The organism is Streptomyces sp. NPDC057682, from assembly GCF_042799575.1.
Lineage (GTDB): Bacteria > Actinomycetota > Actinomycetes > Streptomycetales > Streptomycetaceae > Streptomyces.
This window is the reverse complement of record NZ_JBHVIN010000007.1, coordinates 74,955-90,561: the sequence shown is the minus strand read 5'-3', so window position 1 is coordinate 90,561 and position 15,607 is coordinate 74,955. Positions and strand designations below refer to the sequence as shown.

General features: G+C 73.3%; 12 protein-coding genes. 9 read left to right on the top strand and 3 right to left on the bottom strand.

Going from position 1 to position 15,607, the window contains the following annotated elements:
* The first annotated feature begins 90 nt into the window (after positions 1-90).
* The 6 genes from ACFVDM_RS14665 to ACFVDM_RS14640 all read left to right on the top strand — a co-directional run bounded on the left by ACFVDM_RS14665 (position 91) and on the right by ACFVDM_RS14640 (position 8,067).
* Complete coding sequence (locus ACFVDM_RS14665) at positions 91-1,293, top strand: M20 family metallopeptidase (protein ID WP_383638280.1); 1,203 nt, start codon at positions 91-93, stop codon at positions 1,291-1,293.
* A complete protein-coding gene (locus ACFVDM_RS14660) occupies positions 1,290-2,723 on the top strand; it encodes an MFS transporter (protein WP_383638276.1) in 1,434 nt (477 codons plus the stop codon). The genes ACFVDM_RS14665 and ACFVDM_RS14660 overlap by 4 nt, the downstream gene beginning before the upstream one ends.
* Positions 2,724-2,734: 11 nt before the next feature.
* Positions 2,735-3,214 carry a macro domain-containing protein gene (locus ACFVDM_RS14655; protein ID WP_383638273.1) on the top strand — a complete coding sequence of 160 codons (480 nt, stop codon included), beginning with the start codon at positions 2,735-2,737 and terminating at the stop codon, positions 3,212-3,214.
* A gap of 133 nt (positions 3,215-3,347) precedes the next feature.
* Positions 3,348-4,457, top strand: coding sequence for a helix-turn-helix transcriptional regulator (locus ACFVDM_RS14650; RefSeq protein ID WP_383638270.1), 1,110 nt, complete (start codon positions 3,348-3,350; stop codon positions 4,455-4,457).
* A 126-nt stretch (positions 4,458-4,583) separates the two neighbouring features.
* Positions 4,584-7,277 (top strand): M4 family metallopeptidase, encoded by a 2,694-nt coding sequence (locus ACFVDM_RS14645; protein WP_383638267.1) that lies wholly within the window; start codon positions 4,584-4,586, stop codon positions 7,275-7,277.
* A 157-nt stretch (positions 7,278-7,434) separates the two neighbouring features.
* On the top strand, positions 7,435-8,067 hold the full coding sequence (locus ACFVDM_RS14640) for a TetR/AcrR family transcriptional regulator (RefSeq protein ID WP_383638264.1): 633 nt from the start codon (positions 7,435-7,437) through the stop codon (positions 8,065-8,067).
* Here ACFVDM_RS14640 and ACFVDM_RS14635 read toward each other — a convergent pair.
* Complete coding sequence (locus tag ACFVDM_RS14635; RefSeq protein WP_383638261.1) at positions 8,057-8,968, bottom strand: oxygenase MpaB family protein; 912 nt, start codon at positions 8,966-8,968, stop codon at positions 8,057-8,059. The two genes, ACFVDM_RS14640 and ACFVDM_RS14635, sit on opposite strands and share 11 nt — an antisense overlap.
* 94 nt (positions 8,969-9,062) lie before the next feature.
* On the opposite strand from ACFVDM_RS14635, the gene ACFVDM_RS14630 reads away from it, so the two are divergent.
* Positions 9,063-9,998, top strand: coding sequence for an oxygenase MpaB family protein (locus ACFVDM_RS14630; RefSeq protein WP_383638258.1), 936 nt, complete (start codon positions 9,063-9,065; stop codon positions 9,996-9,998).
* Between the two features lie 12 nt (positions 9,999-10,010).
* Here the strand turns inward: ACFVDM_RS14630 and ACFVDM_RS14625 are convergent, their stop codons facing one another.
* Positions 10,011-11,054: a LacI family DNA-binding transcriptional regulator gene (locus ACFVDM_RS14625; protein WP_383638255.1), complete on the bottom strand. Its 1,044-nt coding sequence runs from the start codon at positions 11,052-11,054 to the stop codon at positions 10,011-10,013.
* 284 nt (positions 11,055-11,338) lie between these two features.
* Between ACFVDM_RS14625 and ACFVDM_RS14620 the strand changes: the two genes are divergently transcribed.
* Complete coding sequence (locus ACFVDM_RS14620) at positions 11,339-12,640, top strand: M14 family zinc carboxypeptidase (RefSeq protein WP_383639144.1); 1,302 nt, start codon at positions 11,339-11,341, stop codon at positions 12,638-12,640.
* 158 nt (positions 12,641-12,798) lie between these two features.
* On the top strand, positions 12,799-14,511 hold the full coding sequence (locus ACFVDM_RS14615; RefSeq protein WP_383639141.1) for a BCCT family transporter: 1,713 nt from the start codon (positions 12,799-12,801) through the stop codon (positions 14,509-14,511).
* A 72-nt stretch (positions 14,512-14,583) separates the two neighbouring features.
* On the opposite strand, the gene ACFVDM_RS14610 is transcribed toward ACFVDM_RS14615, so the two are convergent.
* A complete protein-coding gene (locus ACFVDM_RS14610) occupies positions 14,584-15,507 on the bottom strand; it encodes an FAD-dependent oxidoreductase (RefSeq protein WP_383638252.1) in 924 nt (307 codons plus the stop codon).
* Positions 15,508-15,607: the final 100 nt, after the last annotated feature.

The following is a 15,607-nucleotide window of genomic DNA, read 5'->3' as shown; positions in this document are numbered from 1 at the left end:
GCGATTTCCCGGCGTTCCGCACCCGGAACCTGAGGTGTGACAGCACGGTGTCCCCACTCGTGCCGGACCGTACCAGGAGATCGCACCGCCATGTCGCTCATCGAACGCGCCCAGGAACTGCAGCCCGACCTCGTCCGGCTCAGGCGCTCCCTGCACCGCGAGCCCGAACTCGGCCTCGTGCTGCCCCGGACCCAGGAGAAGGTCCTCACCGCCCTGGAGGGGCTGCCGCTGGAGATCACCCTCGGCAGGGACCTCAGCTCGGTGACCGCGGTGCTGCGCGGCGGGCGGGAGGGCGGCGCCGTACTGCTGCGCGGCGACATGGACGCCCTGCCCGTCACCGAGCGCAGCGGCGTGGACTACGCCTCCCGGACGCCCGGCGCGATGCACGCCTGCGGCCACGATCTGCACACCGCCGGACTCGTCGGCGCCGCGACGCTCCTCGCCGAACGCCGCGAGAGCCTCCGCGGTGACGTGGTGTTCATGTTCCAGCCGGGCGAGGAGGGCCACAACGGCGCCTCCGCCATGATCGCGGAGGGCGTGCTCGACGCGGCCGGCAAGCCGCTCGACGCCGCGTACGCCCTGCATGTCGCCGCCAACCGGCTCCCCGGCGGTGTGGTCGCGACCCGCCCCGGGACCGTCACCTCCGCCTCGGACACCCTGACCGTCACCGTGCGGGGCAGGGGCGGCCACGGGTCCAGCCCGTGCGGCGCCCTGGACCCGGTCCCGGTCGCCTGCGAGATCGTCACGGCGATCCAGACCTGGGTCACCCGCCGCTTCGACATCTTCGACCCGGTGGTGGTCACCGTCGGCAGCTTCCACGCCGGTACGCAGGCGAACGTCATCCCGGAGACCGCCGAGTTCCGGGCGACGGTGCGCAGCTACTCCGAGGCCGCCCACGAACGGCTGATCGAGGGCCTGCCCCGCCTGGTGCGCCGTATCGCCGCCGCGCACGGCGCCGAGGCCGAGGCCGACTACGCCGTCATGTACCCGGTGACCGTCAACGAGCCCGGCGAGGCCGCCTTCGCGCTCGGCACCGCCCGCGAACTGTTCGGCCCCGCCCAGGCGTTCCAGGCCCCCGACCCGGCCAACGGCTCCGAGGACTTCGCCTTCGTCCTGCGGCACACCCCGGGGGCGATGCTCCTCGTCGGCGCCGTGCCCGAGGGCATCGACGCCGACACGGCACCCATGAACCACGCCCCCGAAGCCGTCTTCGACGACCGGGTGCTGCACCGCCAGGCCGCCCTGCTCGCCACGCTGGCGGAGCGGCGGCTGGCCCTGGGGGCCGCGGCATGAGCGGCCCGGCCGCCGTGGCGCCGGCCACCTCGAACGTCCGGGCGGTCGTCGGCCTGCTCGTCGCCTTCGAGCTCGTCAGCGGCTTCCTCCAGGGCTCCGCCGTCCCGCTGATCCCCGAGATCCAGGACCGTTTCGGCGTCGGAACCGGTCAGGCCCAGTGGTTCACCACCGTCCAGTACCTCGCCGCGGCGATCGGCGTGCCCGCCTTCGGCCGCCTCGGCGACCTCTACGGACACCGCCGCATGCTGCGTGTCGCGCTCGGCTGCGTCGCGCTCGGCACCGTCCTCGTCGCCTGCGCCCCCGACCTCGCGGTCCTGCTCCTGGGCCGCGCCCTGATGGGACCGCTGGCCGCGCTCCTGCCGCTGGAGATCGGACTCGTGCGCGACCGGCTGACCGTGGCGGAGGGCCGCCGGGCGGTGGGGCTGCTCGTCGGCTCCCTCGTGCTGGGCACCGTGCTCGGCACCGGCCTCATCGGACCCCTCCTGCCGCTCCTCGGCGGCCTCGGGGGCACCCTGACCGCCCTCGCCGTCCTCGCGACGGGCTGCGTCGTCGTCTCGTACACCGCGATCCCGGAGTCCCGCACCCGGGCCGGGGGCCGCATGGACTGGCGCGGTGCGATCCTGCTCGCCCTCACCCTCGTCCTGCTGCTCGGCACCCTCTCCAAGGGCGCCCGCTGGGGATGGCTGTCGCCCGCCACGCTCGGCGGACTGGCCCTGTCCGCCGCGCTCCTGTACGGCTGGGTCCGCCTCCAGCTCGCGGCCCCGCACGCCCTGGTCGACGTCCGTGCCATGGCCCGCCGGCAGAACGCCCCGGCCTACGCGTCGGGGTTCGTCCTCGGCGCGGTCATGATGGCCGGTCAGTCCGTCGTCGTCAGCTACCTGGCCGCCTCACCCGCCGACGAGGGCTACGGCTTCGCCCTCGCCACCTGGCAGATCAGCGTCTGGGGCGTCGTCCCGCACCTCATGGCCTTCATCGCCTCCACGCTGTGCGCGACCCTCGCCGCCCGCACCGGCTACCACCGCCTGCTGCTGCTCGCCTTCGCCCTGCTCACCGCCGGATACCTGGGCCTGATCGCCGGACACGACGGCCTCGCGCCCTTCGTGACCGCCAACGCGCTCGTGGGCCTCGGCTGCGGCCTCGCCCTCGGCGGACTGCCCACCGTCATCGTCGAGAACAGCACGGGCGACCGCACCGCCAGCGCCACGGCCGTCTACAACAACCTCAAGACGCTCGGCGGCAGCGTCGGCGGCGCCGTCTTCTCCGTCGTCCTGGGCGCGCTCGTGACCGGAACCTCGGACACCCCCACCCTGCGCGCGTACGTGACCATCTGGTCGATCGGCGCGCTCGCCGGCGCCCTCGCCGTCGGCGCGCAACTCCTCGGCCGACGGCGAACCCCGTCGCCACGGCCGGCTGTCAGTGCCCGCGTCTAGGCTCTGTCCTCATGCCGGAGATCCAGTACGTACAGGGTGACGCGACCGCGCCGCAGGGCAAGGGCGTCAAGGTGATCGTCCATGTCTGCAACGACCTCGGGGGCTGGGGCAAGGGATTCGTCCTGGCCCTCTCGCGCCGCTGGCCGGGCCCGGAGGCGGCCTACCGGCGGTGGCACCGGGAGCGCGCCGGCAACGACTTCGGCCTCGGCGCGGTGCAGTTCGTGCAGGTGACCCCGTACATATGGGTGGCCAACGCGGTGGGGCAGCACGGCATGCGCCGGGGGAGCAAGGGCGTTCCGGTGCGCTACGAGGCGATCGACACCGCGCTCGCCGCGGTGGCCGAGCGCGCGGCGGAGCTGGGCGCCTCGGTGCACATGCCCCGGATCGGCTGCGGGCTCGCCGGGGGCACCTGGTCCCGGGTCGAGCCCCTGATCGAGCGGCGGCTGACCGCCCGGGGGCTGCCGGTGACGGTGTACGACTTCGAGGGCTGAGCCCCCCGCTCCCGCACGCCACCCGTGTGCGAGCGCGAACGGTTCCCCCGCCGGACAGCCCGCCCCGGCCCGCCGCCGCCCCGCCGGATACGCTGACCGCCGTCCACGGGGGTGGGTGACAAGGGGAGGTCCGGTGACGGAGGCCGACGCGGAGGGCGGGACGACCGGGGGACCGGGGGAGGGGGCGCCGCCCGGCGCCGAGGACGCGTCGCTGCTGACGCTGCTCGGCCTGGGACCCGACGAGGACACGGTCTACCGGCTCCTCGTGGACCGCCCGGACTGCGAACCGGAGGCGCTCACCGGGCCGGTGGGCGGGATCGGCACGGTGACCCGCGCCCTGGACGCGCTGCTCGAACGGGGCCTGGCCAGCGTCGACCGGCCCGACGCGGACGGCGTCGTACGCTACCGGGCCGCCTCGCCCGTGCTCGCCCTGGGGCCGCTCCTGGAATCGCGGCGCTCCGCCCTGCATCGCGTCGAGTCCCTCGTCGGCGACCTCACCGAACGGCACCGCTCCGCCCAGCTGTACGGGGCGGGCGCCCCGGTCGAGGTGCTGTCCGGACCGGCGGCGATCCGGCGGCGGCTGCTCACCATGCAGCGCCAGGCCAGGACCGAACTGTGCACGCTCGTCCCGGCCCGCCACGTCCCCGCCGTCCTCAGCTTCGAGGACAACCACGCGGAGGTGGACGCCGAGATGATCGGGCGCGGGGTCGACGTCCGCAGTGTTGTCGAACGCGAATGGCTGGAGGACCCGCAGACCGCGAGCCTGCTCGCCTCCTGCGTCGCCCAGGGCCAGCACATCTCCGTCACCGACAGCCTTCCCATCAAGCTCGCCATCGTGGACCGCCGGGTCGCCCTCCTGCCCCTGGACCCGGAGCGCGAGACCGAACCCGTGGCGCTCGTCGTGCACCGCACCGGGCTGCTCACCGCCCTGGTCTCGCTCTTCGAGGAGCACTTCGAGAAGGGCTGGCGGCTGAGCCTGGCCGGTGGGCGGGAGGGCTCCGGCTCCCCGCTCGCGGCCGTCGACCGGCAGATCGTGGCCCTGCTGCACGTCGGGCTCACCGACGCCGCCATCGCCCGCCAACTGGGCATGGGCCACCGCACGGTGCAGCGCCGACTGCACGCGCTGATGGACGAGGTCGGTGCCGAGACCCGCTTCCAGCTGGGCTGGCACGCGGCGAGGGCCGGCTGGCTGCCCGATCTCGGGGACACCGGACCGGTTCCGGGACGCGCCCCGGAGGCGTAATTACGCCACGGCACTTTCGCGCCAGCGCCATCCCTTGTTCCCACCGCCTCCCATGACGAACGATCGGCACGTCAACGCCCGAGCCGCCCCAACGGCTCGGGCGACGGTGTGCAAGGGGAGGTCTCTGTGAGACGAACGAATGTGCAGCGGATGCTGGCCACCGGTGTGGTCGCCGCCGCGACGGGGGCGGCGCTGCTGACCGCGCCCGCCTGGGCGGAGGAGCCGGTTCCGGCCCCGGCGGCCGAACCGGTGGGTGTCGCCCCGGCGATGACCCAGGGCCTCGACAAGGGCCCCCGGCCCGGTACCCCGGCCGAGGCCGCGCGGGCCCATCTGAAGGCCCACGCGGACACCTACCGCGTCCCGGTCTCCGACCTGAAGGCCGTGAAGACCACCAAGGACGGCGCGCAGTCCTCGGTCCGTTTCCAGCAGAAGCACCACGGCGTCCCCGTCTTCGGTGCCGAGTACGCGGTGCAGACCCGCTCGGCCGACGGCGGCCAGCAGGTCACCTCCGCCACCGGAACCCTCTACACCGACCTCACCGTCTCCACCACGCCCCGGGTCGGCGAAGCCCTGGCACGGCAGCGGATGTTCGGCCTGGACCGGAACCTGGCCGGGGTGCGCGACGCCCGGACCGAGGCGCACGGCCTGTCCGTCCTGCCCGACGCGAACGGCGGACGGCTCGCCTGGCACTTCACCGTCACCGGCGGCCGGGCGAACGGCAGCCCGCTCCGCCAGGAGGTCTACGTCGACGCGGCGGTGGGCGGCATCGCGCTCTCGTACAACAACATCGACGCCGCCGACGCCGCGCCCGCCCGCGCCACCGGTGTCCGGGTCGACGGCAGCGAGGCCGCGCTGGACGTCAACAAGGAGACGGACGGCTCGTACACCCTCGTCGACTCCACGCGTGCCATGTACCCGACGACCGGGGGACAGATACGCACCTACGACGCGCTGCGCAAGAACTACACCCTCGTCGCGGGCGGCCCGGTCACCGACGACATCCCGCTGGCCGCCTCGGCGAGCGACCGCTTCGACGGTGTCAACACCGCCTCGGGCGCGGTCGACGCACACCTGAACGCCGCGAAGGTCTACGAGTACTACAAGGACCAGATCGGCCGCGACGGCGTCGACGGCAAGGGCGGCACCATCTACTCCGTCGTCAACGTCGCCTCCAACGGCAAGGACTACGCCAACGCCTTCTGGGACGGCTCCAAGATGGTCTACGGCCACATGGACGGTGTCCCGCTCTCCGTCGGCCTGGACGTCGTCGGCCACGAGATGACGCACGGCGTGACCGAGCACTCCGCGGGCCTCGTCTACCTCAACCAGTCGGGCGCCCTCAACGAGGCCATCTCCGACTACTTCGGCAACGCCATGGAGACCGCCGACAAGGGCATCGCCATGAGCGACCCCAGCTCCGGTCTCATCGGCGAGTACCTCTGCAACGGCACCAAGCCGCTGGAGGAGTGCGCGCTGCGCGACCTGAACGACGGCCGCAACGCCCAGAAGGACTACGAGCCCATCACGCTCGACATCGACAACGGCGGGGTGCACTACAACTCCACCATCGTCGGCGGCGCGCTGTGGGACATGCGCAAGAACCTCGACCCCAAGCTGGCCGACCAGATCGTCTACCGGTCCGCGCAGAACTACCTCACCCCGCTGTCCGGCTTCACCGACATGCGCAACGCGGTGACCCTGGCCGCCCAGTCCCTCAAGGTCTCCGCCGCCGACCTCGCGGCCATCGACAAGGCCTTCGACGACCACGGCATCGAGCAGGGCTGGGAGCAGAAGGGCGGCACCCACGACGGCACCACCATCGGTGCGGACGTCCTGCCCGCCTACGAGGTCTACAGCGGCGTCGACGAGCAGGCCGCGCAGATCAACGGCGACGTCTACGCCATCAGCCACGGCGACGCCATCGCCTGGGACCAGGGCAGCGCCGCCTTCGGTATCACCGTGGGCCGCTTCGGCAAGAAGCCCACGCACGAACTGGCCCAGAAGGACGCCTACCTGCTCGACCCGTCGCTCGACGACGACCGCGTCGTCTTCACCCGCATCGCGGCCGACGGCATCGGCATCTACGGGACCGGCGCCAAGGGGCAGGGCGCGATCAAGAAGCTCGTCGACCGCCCGGACGCGGACGAGACCGAGCCGGTGACCGACAACGGCGCGCTCGCCTACCTCAGCACCACCGCCGACGGCGAGCAGGACGTGATGCTCCGCAAGGCCGACGGCACCACCGTCAACGTCACCCCGGAGGCCGGGACCAAGGCCTCCCGGCTCGCCATGAAGCACGGCACGATCGCCTGGGCCGGCGGCGACGGCACCTATGTGTACGTCTACGACATCGCGAGCGGCACCACCCAGACCAAGCGGATCTCCGGCTTCCTCTTCAACTACGTCTCCGACATCCAGATCACCGCGGACCGTGTGTTCTGGCGGGAGACCGGCGGCTTCCTGATCCCGAGCACCTCGTTCGTCTCGGCCCCGCTCGGCGACCTCTCCAAGGCCGCCAAGCTGCGCTACCCGTCGAACGTCTACGTCGCCCAGTTCTCGGTCAGCGACGAGTACTTCGCGTACTCCACCTATGACCTGTGGGGCGCCCTCGGTGCCTGGACCGAGCCCGGAAAGGTCCGGGTCGCCAAGACCGCCGACGTGGTCGCCGGGGTGGACGCCTTCAGCCGGGTCTCCTGCTCCTCCGGCGCCCAGCTGGCCCCGTCCCTCGGTGACGGCCAGCGCATCGCCTGGCTCGACACGAGCGCCGCGGCCACCGATGTGGTGACCCGCGCGACCTTCGCCGGAACCTGCGAGGGCTAGTCCCCGCCCGGCACCGCACCCGTGACGGGGCACCCACCGGACCTCCGGTGGGTGCCCCGCCCGTGCGTGACAGACATACGCTCCCTGTCACTCCGTATCGAACCCCGGCCGGCCGGCACCTACAGTTGGGGGTCCACGCCGCGGATCGGGGAGGGCCATGACGGCACGGAGCACCGACGAGTCACCGCTGGCCCTCGCGCTGCGCGCGCCCGAGCCCGACGACGCGCTGAGCGAACAGATCCTCGACGCCGCCCGCGAGCAGTTCATGACCTTCGGACTGCGCCGCTCCACGGTGGACGACGTCGCCCGGCGCGCCAAGGTCTCGCGCGTGACCGTGTACCGCAGGGTCGGCAACAAGGACGGACTGGTCGCGGCCTGCCTGCTGCGCGAGTACCGCCGTTTCGTCATGGAGGTCGACGAGGCGGTGGCGGCGCTGCCGACCACGGAGGACCGGCTCGTCGAGGGATTCACCGCGGTGCTGCGGCACATCCGCGAACACCCCCTCATCGGCGGGCTGCTGCGGCTGGAGCCCGAGACCATGCTGCCGTTCCTCACGGTGGAGAGCGGCCCCGCCTTCCTCGCCATCCGCGCCTACCTGGCCGAACGGCTGGGCGAGGCGCGCCGCGCGGAAGGGCTGCCCAGCGGTGACCCGACACCCGTCGCCGAGCTGATGGTGCGGATCACCGTCTCCTTCCTCCTCAACCCCGTCAGCTGCTTCGAGCTCGACGACGACACCCAGGTGCGGGAGTTCGCCCGCCGCTGCCTGGTGCCGCTGCTCGCTACCGGGTAGACGTCCCGGCGCCGTCGTGGGCGCCGTCGCGTTCGTCGGGCAGCGGTTCCAGCGGGCGGTTGCGGGCCCAGTGCGGCCCGAGGTCGTCGAGCCGCCAGCCGAAGGGGTACGAACGCGGCTGCGGCCGGGACGGGAAGCGGCGCGGCCGGGCCGGCAGCCGGCGCACGCAGCGGGCCCGCAGCCGCAGCGCCGCCTCGGCAGAGTTCCGGGCCCACCGGGGCTGCGGCCGGAACCCCAGCGCGGCGAGCAGCGGCTCGTCCAGCAGCGCCAGCGAGAACCTGGCGATCAGCGGCCGCAGCGGACGCGGGTACCAGGCGGCGATGACCCGGAAGGTGGCGTTGGCGACCCGCCGGTTGGCCGGGTCGTAGGCGAACATCCGCGCCTCGTACGCCTCCAGCAGCTCCTCGAACCCCGCATAGCTGTCGGGCACGTCCTCGATGCCCATCACGGCCGCCGTTCTGCGACCGGCCTCCACCAGCGCCTGCACCTCCTGCGCGCACAGCGGGCGCCAGCCGAACCGGTCGATCCAGCGCTTGGGGCCCACCACCGTCGTCGCCAGGACGTACCGGAAGTCCTCGTTGGGGATGGAGTACTTCCCGTGGATCCGGTTGAGGTGCCGGGCCGCCGCCCGTCCGCGCTCCGAGTCGAAACCGTCGGCCGCCATCTCGTAGCCGAGCAGCACCGTGTCGTCGTAGCGCTTCTGCCCGGCCCGCTCGAACTCCTGGGTGCGGTCCAGGAGTACCGAGATCCGGGGGACCCCGTAGTCCCGCAGGAAGGCGACGCCCACCCCCTGCCGGTAGTCCCAGGGGAACTCGTACTGGGAGATCAGCCGGAGGATCTCGGCGTAGTCGCGCGACGGATCCATCCGGCGGATCTGGTGCAGCCGGCTGTAGCGGCCCATGGTGCGCCCTCCTGTCCGTGTACCGGTTCAGCGGTGCGGCCCCGTCCGACGGGTCAACTCACTTGTCGGTGCGGGGAGATGAGGAACAGTCAGAATGCAGAGTCAAAGATACAAATACTATCGACTTGTTTCAGGAGTCCCGTCAACACCGCCGCCGGCCCCGGACCCGCCGACCGCGCTCCGGGCCCCGCCGGGCGGGGTGCTGTGGAGCCTGTCCGGAGACATCCGGGCCCTGCTGATGCTGCCCGCCGCCCTCACCCTCCAGGTCGCCCACCCCGCCGTCGGCGCCGGAGTCGACGAGCACTCGGTCTTCCGCACCGACCCGTGGGGGCGCGGCGAACGCTCCCTCGGCTCGCTCCAGCTCTGGGTGTACGGCGGGGCCGAGGCCGCCGAGGAAGGGCGCCGGCTCCGGCGGCTGCACCGCACCATCAACGGCACCGACATCCGGGGCCGCCCCTACCACGCCCTGTCGCCCGCCAACTACGCCTGGGTGCACGCCACCGGCTACCCCGTCTACCGCCACGGCGCCCGCTACCTCCTGCGCCCGCTCGACGCGGCCCAGGAACGCGCCCTGTACCGGGAATGGCTCCAGGTCGGCCGCGTCCTCGGCATCCACGACCGGGACATGCCGCAGACCATCGAGGAGTTCTGGCCCTACTACCACCGGATGCTCGCCGAGGAGATCGAACGCACCGTCGTCGTGGACGAACTCGTGGCCACCCGCACCCCCGTGCCGCCTCCGGACCGGGGCCCGCTCCCGCTCCGGCTGCTGCTGCGGGCGTGCTGGCCGCTGCTGCTTCCGCCGCTGATCCGGTTCCGCGCCTTCCTCACCGTCGGGCTGATGCCGCCGGACGCGCGTGCCGCCATCGGCCTGGAGTGGACGGACGCGCAGGAGCGCCGGCTCCGCCGGTTCTGTGCGGTGCTCCGTGTCGTGGTGCCCGTCCTGCCGGAACGGCTGCGCTATCTGCCCCGGGCCCGCCGCGCCAGGGCCGCCCACCGGGCCGCGCGGCGCCGGGCCGGTGCCGGGTGATCGGGCCCCGCGCTACGCCGAGGCGCGGCGGACCAGCCGAGTCGGCATGATCACCGCCTCGTCCCCCGAGCCGCCGCCGTCCAGCCGTTCCATCAGCAGCCGGACCATCAGCCGGCCCATGCCGACCACGTCCTGACGGACCGTCGTCAGCGGGGGGTCCGTCGCCTCGGCGACCGACTCCAGATCGTCGAAGCCGACGAGCGCCACGTCCTGCGGCACCCGGCGGCCGTGGGCGCGCAGCACCCGCAGCGCGCCCGCCGCCATCAGATCGTTGGCCGCGAAGACCGCGTCCAGCTCCGGGACCCGCTCCAGCAGCCGGGCCATCGCGCGGGCGCCGCCCTCCTCGGTGAAGTCGCCCTCCTCGATCAGGGCCGGACCGGCGTCCGGCAGGACGTCGGTGTAGCCGTCGATCCGGTCCAGCGCGGAGGTCTGGTCGCGCGGTCCGGCGAGGTGCGCGACCGTGCGGCGGCCGAGCGAGACGAGATGGCGCACCGCCTCCCGCGCCCCGGCGCGGTTGTCGCAGTCCACATAGGGCACCGCGAGCGCGGAACCGGCCCCCGGACGGCCGGGCCGCCCGCCGTACACGGTCGGCACCCGGAACCGGCGCACCACGGCGGGCAGTTCGTCCCCGGTGTGCAGGGAGAAGGCCAGCACCCCGTCGACGTGGCCGCCGGCCAGATAGCGGGTGACCCGTTCGAAGTCGCCCCGGTCCTCCACGAGTAACAGCACCAACTGGGTGTCGTTCAGCGCGAGTTCGCGGCTGATGCCCCGGATGTGCTGGGAGAAGAAGGGGTCGGAGAAGATCCGGGCCTCGGGCTCGTCGATGATCACCGCGACGGCCCCGTTGCGCCGGGTCACCAGGGTGCGGGCGGCGTGGTTCGGTATGTAGCCCAGCTCCTCGACCGCCTTGCGGACGCGTTCCACGAGCGGCTGCCGTACGCCCGCCCCGCCGTTCACCACCCGCGAGGCGGTCGCCCGGGAGACATCGGCGAGGGCCGCGACCGCCTCCAGGGTCGGGCGGGTGCCGTCCGGGACGGCGGGGCTCGGACCGGACACAGGACGCTCCTCGGGGCGCGGGACGGTGCGGAGGACGGCCGGGCCCGGCCGGTCAGCGCGGAACCTCCCCAGCCTAGGCTCTTTCCTCCCGGTCGGGACGGCGACCCCGGTCATGACCGGCCGTCGCCGCGGGGGCGGGCGCACCGAACCGCGCCCGCTGCCGCACGGGCCTGTCGCGGGGCCCGCCCCCGGGGTACCGTCCCGCCATGCCGACAGCCGGGGGCAGGGCCCGCATCGAGTTCCCCGCCGGTGCCCCGACGCAAGGCACCGGCGCCGGGGGACCGATGACACGCACCCGGACCCGCCCCGGCCGGCGCGTGCGCAACCTCGGCCTGACCGCCGTGGCCGCCGCCCTCCTCACCTCCCTGGTCGTCGCCCCGTCCGGCGCGGCGGACACCCCGCCGCGCACCGGTTTCGAGATCAGCGAGGGGGAACGCTGGACGAGCCCCGACGAGGAGAGCGCCCTGCTGGCCGCCGTGGACCGCCACGGCGACCGGGTCTCCGTGGACCGCGTCGGCACGACACCGCGGGGGCGGCCGCTGCGCCTCGTCACGATCGGCGGCGCGCGCCCCGGCGCGCTGACCGTGCTGCTGGTGTGCAGCCAGCACGGCGACGAACCCGCCGCCCGCGAGGCCTGTCTGACGGTGATCAGGGATCTGGCCTACGCCTCCGATCCGGCGACCCGAGCCCTGCTCGACCGCACCCGGATCCTCGTCCTGCCCACCGCCAACCCCGACGGTTTCGCGGCCGGGACCCGGGGCAACTCCGACGGCGAGGACGTCAACCGCGACCATCTGGCCCTGCGGACCTCCGAGGCCCGCGCCCTGGCCGCCGTTCTGAGGGACCGGGCGCCCCAGGTGGTCGCCGATCTGCACGAGTACGCGGCGACTCCTCCGTACTACGAGAAGGACCTCACCGTCCTGTGGCCGCGCACGCCCGCCGCCGCCGGGGTGCGCGGGGCCGCCGAGCGGCTGGTGGAGAACCGGCTGCGGCCGGCGGTGCGCGACGCCGGTTACACCGTCGGGCTGTACGGCGAGTGGAACGACCCCGTCACCGGCGCCCGGATCAAACAGACGGCCGGCGACGGCCAGGAGCGCATCCTGCGCAACCTCGCGGGCGTCAAGCACGCCGTCGCGGTGCTCGTCGAATCCCGCGCCGACCCGGTCGACGCGGCCGAACGCGCCCGTCCCGCGCTCGCCCAGCGCCGCCGGGTGTCCTCGCAACGCGCGGCGATCGAGGCCCTGTTCGACGCGGCCGACCGCGAGCGGGCCGGCCTCGCCGCCGTCACCGCGCGGTCCCGTGCGGCGGGCGCCGGGAACCGGGGGCCGCTGTACCTCGGGGGAGCGGACGACCGGGCACCCCGCACCGGCGATGTGCCTGCAGCCCCGCCCTGCGGCTACCGGCTCACCGCCGCGGCGTACGCCCGGGTCCACGACGAACTGACCCTGCACGGTGTCACGTCCCGTGCGGACGGCGACGGGGTGTACGTCCCCCTGCGTCAGCCCGCCCGCGACCTCGTTCCCCTGCTCCTCGACCCACGGGCCGCATATCACCTCGTAAACGGACAAGCCGATACGGCTTGTTGATCCCCGACGCGCCACCGTCCGTGTGGTACTGCCTACGGAGAGCGAAACATTTCTCCCGAAAGGTGCCGTGCGTGTCGCAGGACGAACAGAGAACGGGCGACGAAGGAACGGGCGACCGGGCAGCGGACGAGCAGGAAGCGGGTTCCCGGCGGGCGGACGTGCTGGGCGACCTCTCGGTGACGGCGGATCTGCCCGGCGAGCCCTCCGGGGACCGCAGGCCCACGACGGACCGGGTGGTGTTCGGTGTCACCGCCGTCCTCACCCTCGCCTTCGTCGTCTGGGGCGCCACCGCCACCGACTCGCTGGAGGACGTCTCCAGCCGCATGCTCAACAGCCTGATCCACAACGGTGGTTGGGCCTTCATGCTGGCCGCGTCCGGCTTCGTGGTCTTCGCCCTCTGGCTGGCGATCAGCCGGTACGGCAACATCGCGCTCGGCCAGGAGGGCGAGGAACCGGAGTTCCGCACGGTCTCCTGGGTGGCCATGATGTTCAGTGCCGGGATGGGCATCGGCCTGATGTTCTACGGCGTCAGCGAGCCACTGGCCCACTTCACCGACCCGCCGCCCGGCACCCACCCGGCCGACGCCGCCGAGGCCATGCAGACGGCGATGGCCACCACCCTCTTCCACTGGACGCTCCACCCCTGGGCGATCTACGCGGTCGTCGGCCTCGCCATCGCGTACAGCACCTTCCGGCGCCGCAGGCGGCAGACGATCAGCGCGGTCTTCGAACCGCTCATCGGCGCCCGCCACGCCCACGGCGGCGTCGGACGGCTGATCGACATCCTCGCGATCTTCGCCACCCTCTTCGGCTCGGCGGCCTCGCTGGGGCTGGGCGCCCTCCAGATCGGCAGCGGCTTCCACGAACTGGACTGGATGGAGAAGACCGGTACGGGACTGCTCGTCCTGATCATCGCGGTGCTCACCGCCTGCTTCGTCGCCTCCGCGGTCTCCGGGGTGGAGAAGGGCATCCAGTGGCTGTCCAACACCAACATGGTCCTCGCCCTGATCCTCGCCGTCTTCGTGTTCGTCGCCGGTCCCACCGTGATCGTGCTCGATCTGCTGCCCACCTCCATCGCCGCGTACTTCGGTGATCTCCCGCAGCTCGCCGGGCGCACCGAGGCCACCGGCAAGGGCGAGGTCGCCACCTGGCTCGGCAGCTGGACGGTCTTCTACTGGGCCTGGTGGATCTCCTGGACGCCCTTCGTCGGCATGTTCATCGCCCGCATCAGCCGCGGCCGCACCATCCGCCAGTTCATCGGCGGGGTCATCCTGGTGCCGAGCACCGTCAGCCTCGTCTGGTTCGCCATCTTCGGAGGCACCGCGATCAAACTGCGCGAACGCGGCAGCCTCGGTGACGCGGACACCCCGGAGGCCCAGCTCTTCGGTGTGCTGCGGGAGTTCCCGATCCCCACCGTGATGAGCATCCTGGTGATGGTCCTCGTCGGCATCTTCTTCGTCTCCGGCGCCGACGCCGCCTCCATCGTCATGGGCACCCTCTCGCAGAAGGGCATCCTCGAACCCGCCAAGTGGGTCATCGTCTTCTGGGGCGTCGTCACGGGCGCGGTGGCGGCGGTCATGCTGCTCATCGGCAACGGCAAGGGCGACGCCCTGGCCGGACTCCAGAACCTGACCATCCTGGTGGCGGCGCCGTTCACCCTGGTGATGATCGGCATGTGCGTGGCCCTGATGCGGGACCTGCGCAGGGACCCGCTGATCGTGCGCCGGGAGTTCGGCGTGGAGGCCGTCGAGTCCGCGGTGATCGAGGGGCACACCAAGTACGACGGCGACTTCGAGATCCGCATCGGCCCCGGCGGCAGCGAGATCACCACCGAACGCGACGGCCGGCGCGGAGGATCGAGCCCCGTCTGATCCGGACGGTGGCCCCGGGCCGCCCGATCCGGGCAGGTGGCCCCGGGCCGCCCGCGCGCCCCGGCGGCCCGCTCAGTCCACCAGGGCCGCCGCCGCCCGCGCACAGCCCAGGGCCACCGTCACACCCGCTCCGCCGTGCCCGTAGTTGTGCACCAGCCGCCCGCCGCCGGGCAGGGGCTCCGCCTCGATCCGGACCCCGCCCTCGCGGGCCGGCCGCAGTCCCACCCGGTGGCCGATGATCCGCGCACCGGCGATCTCGGGCCGCACCCGCGCGCACCGCTCCACGATCGCGCGGGCCGTGTCCGGATCGGGCACGGTGCTCCAGTCGCCGGCGACGGCGGTGCCGCCGAGGACCAGCCGACCGGGCTGCGGGAAGAAGTAGGTCGTCTCGCTGGAGGCGGGATCCGCCTCGGTGAACCACTCCTCGATCCCCGGGTTCTCCACCAGCACCAACTGACCGCGCACCGGCCGCACCCCGGCATCCGGCACCAGCGACGCCGCCCCGATCCCGGTGCAGTTGACGACCACGTCCGCCCCGTCCGCCGCCGCGCCGAGGGACGCGACGGTGCCCCGCTCCAGCGTGCCCCCGGCGGCCGTCACCCGGTCCTCCAGCCACCGCAGATGCGCCGGCATGTCGAGCAGCGGCAGCCGGCAGCGCAGGCCCTCCGCGCTCTGGACCAGGGACTCCACCTGTCCGGCCCACGACCCGAGGGCCGCCAGCCGTTCGCCCCGGTGCAGCCCGCCGACCAGCCGGACACCGGTCTCCCCGGGCCGGGCCGCCAGCTCCTCGTACCAGCGCAGCGTGGTCAGGGCCCAGTCACCGACCAGGTCCAGCGGTTCGATGCGGTAGGGCCACCACAGGGCGCCCGCGACCGCCGACGTCGTCGCGGACGCCGGGTCCGCCGAGACGACCCGCACCCGGTGCCCCTCCCGCGCCAGCACCAGCGCCGTCGTGAGCCCCATGACGCCGCCGCCCACCACTCGCACGTCCGACACTGTCCCACCGCTTCCGCTCGCCGCCGTATCCGTCGGTGGGGACGGTAACCGAACACGCCGGACCCGCCCACCGCGCCCCCGCACGCGGCCTCCGGCCGCG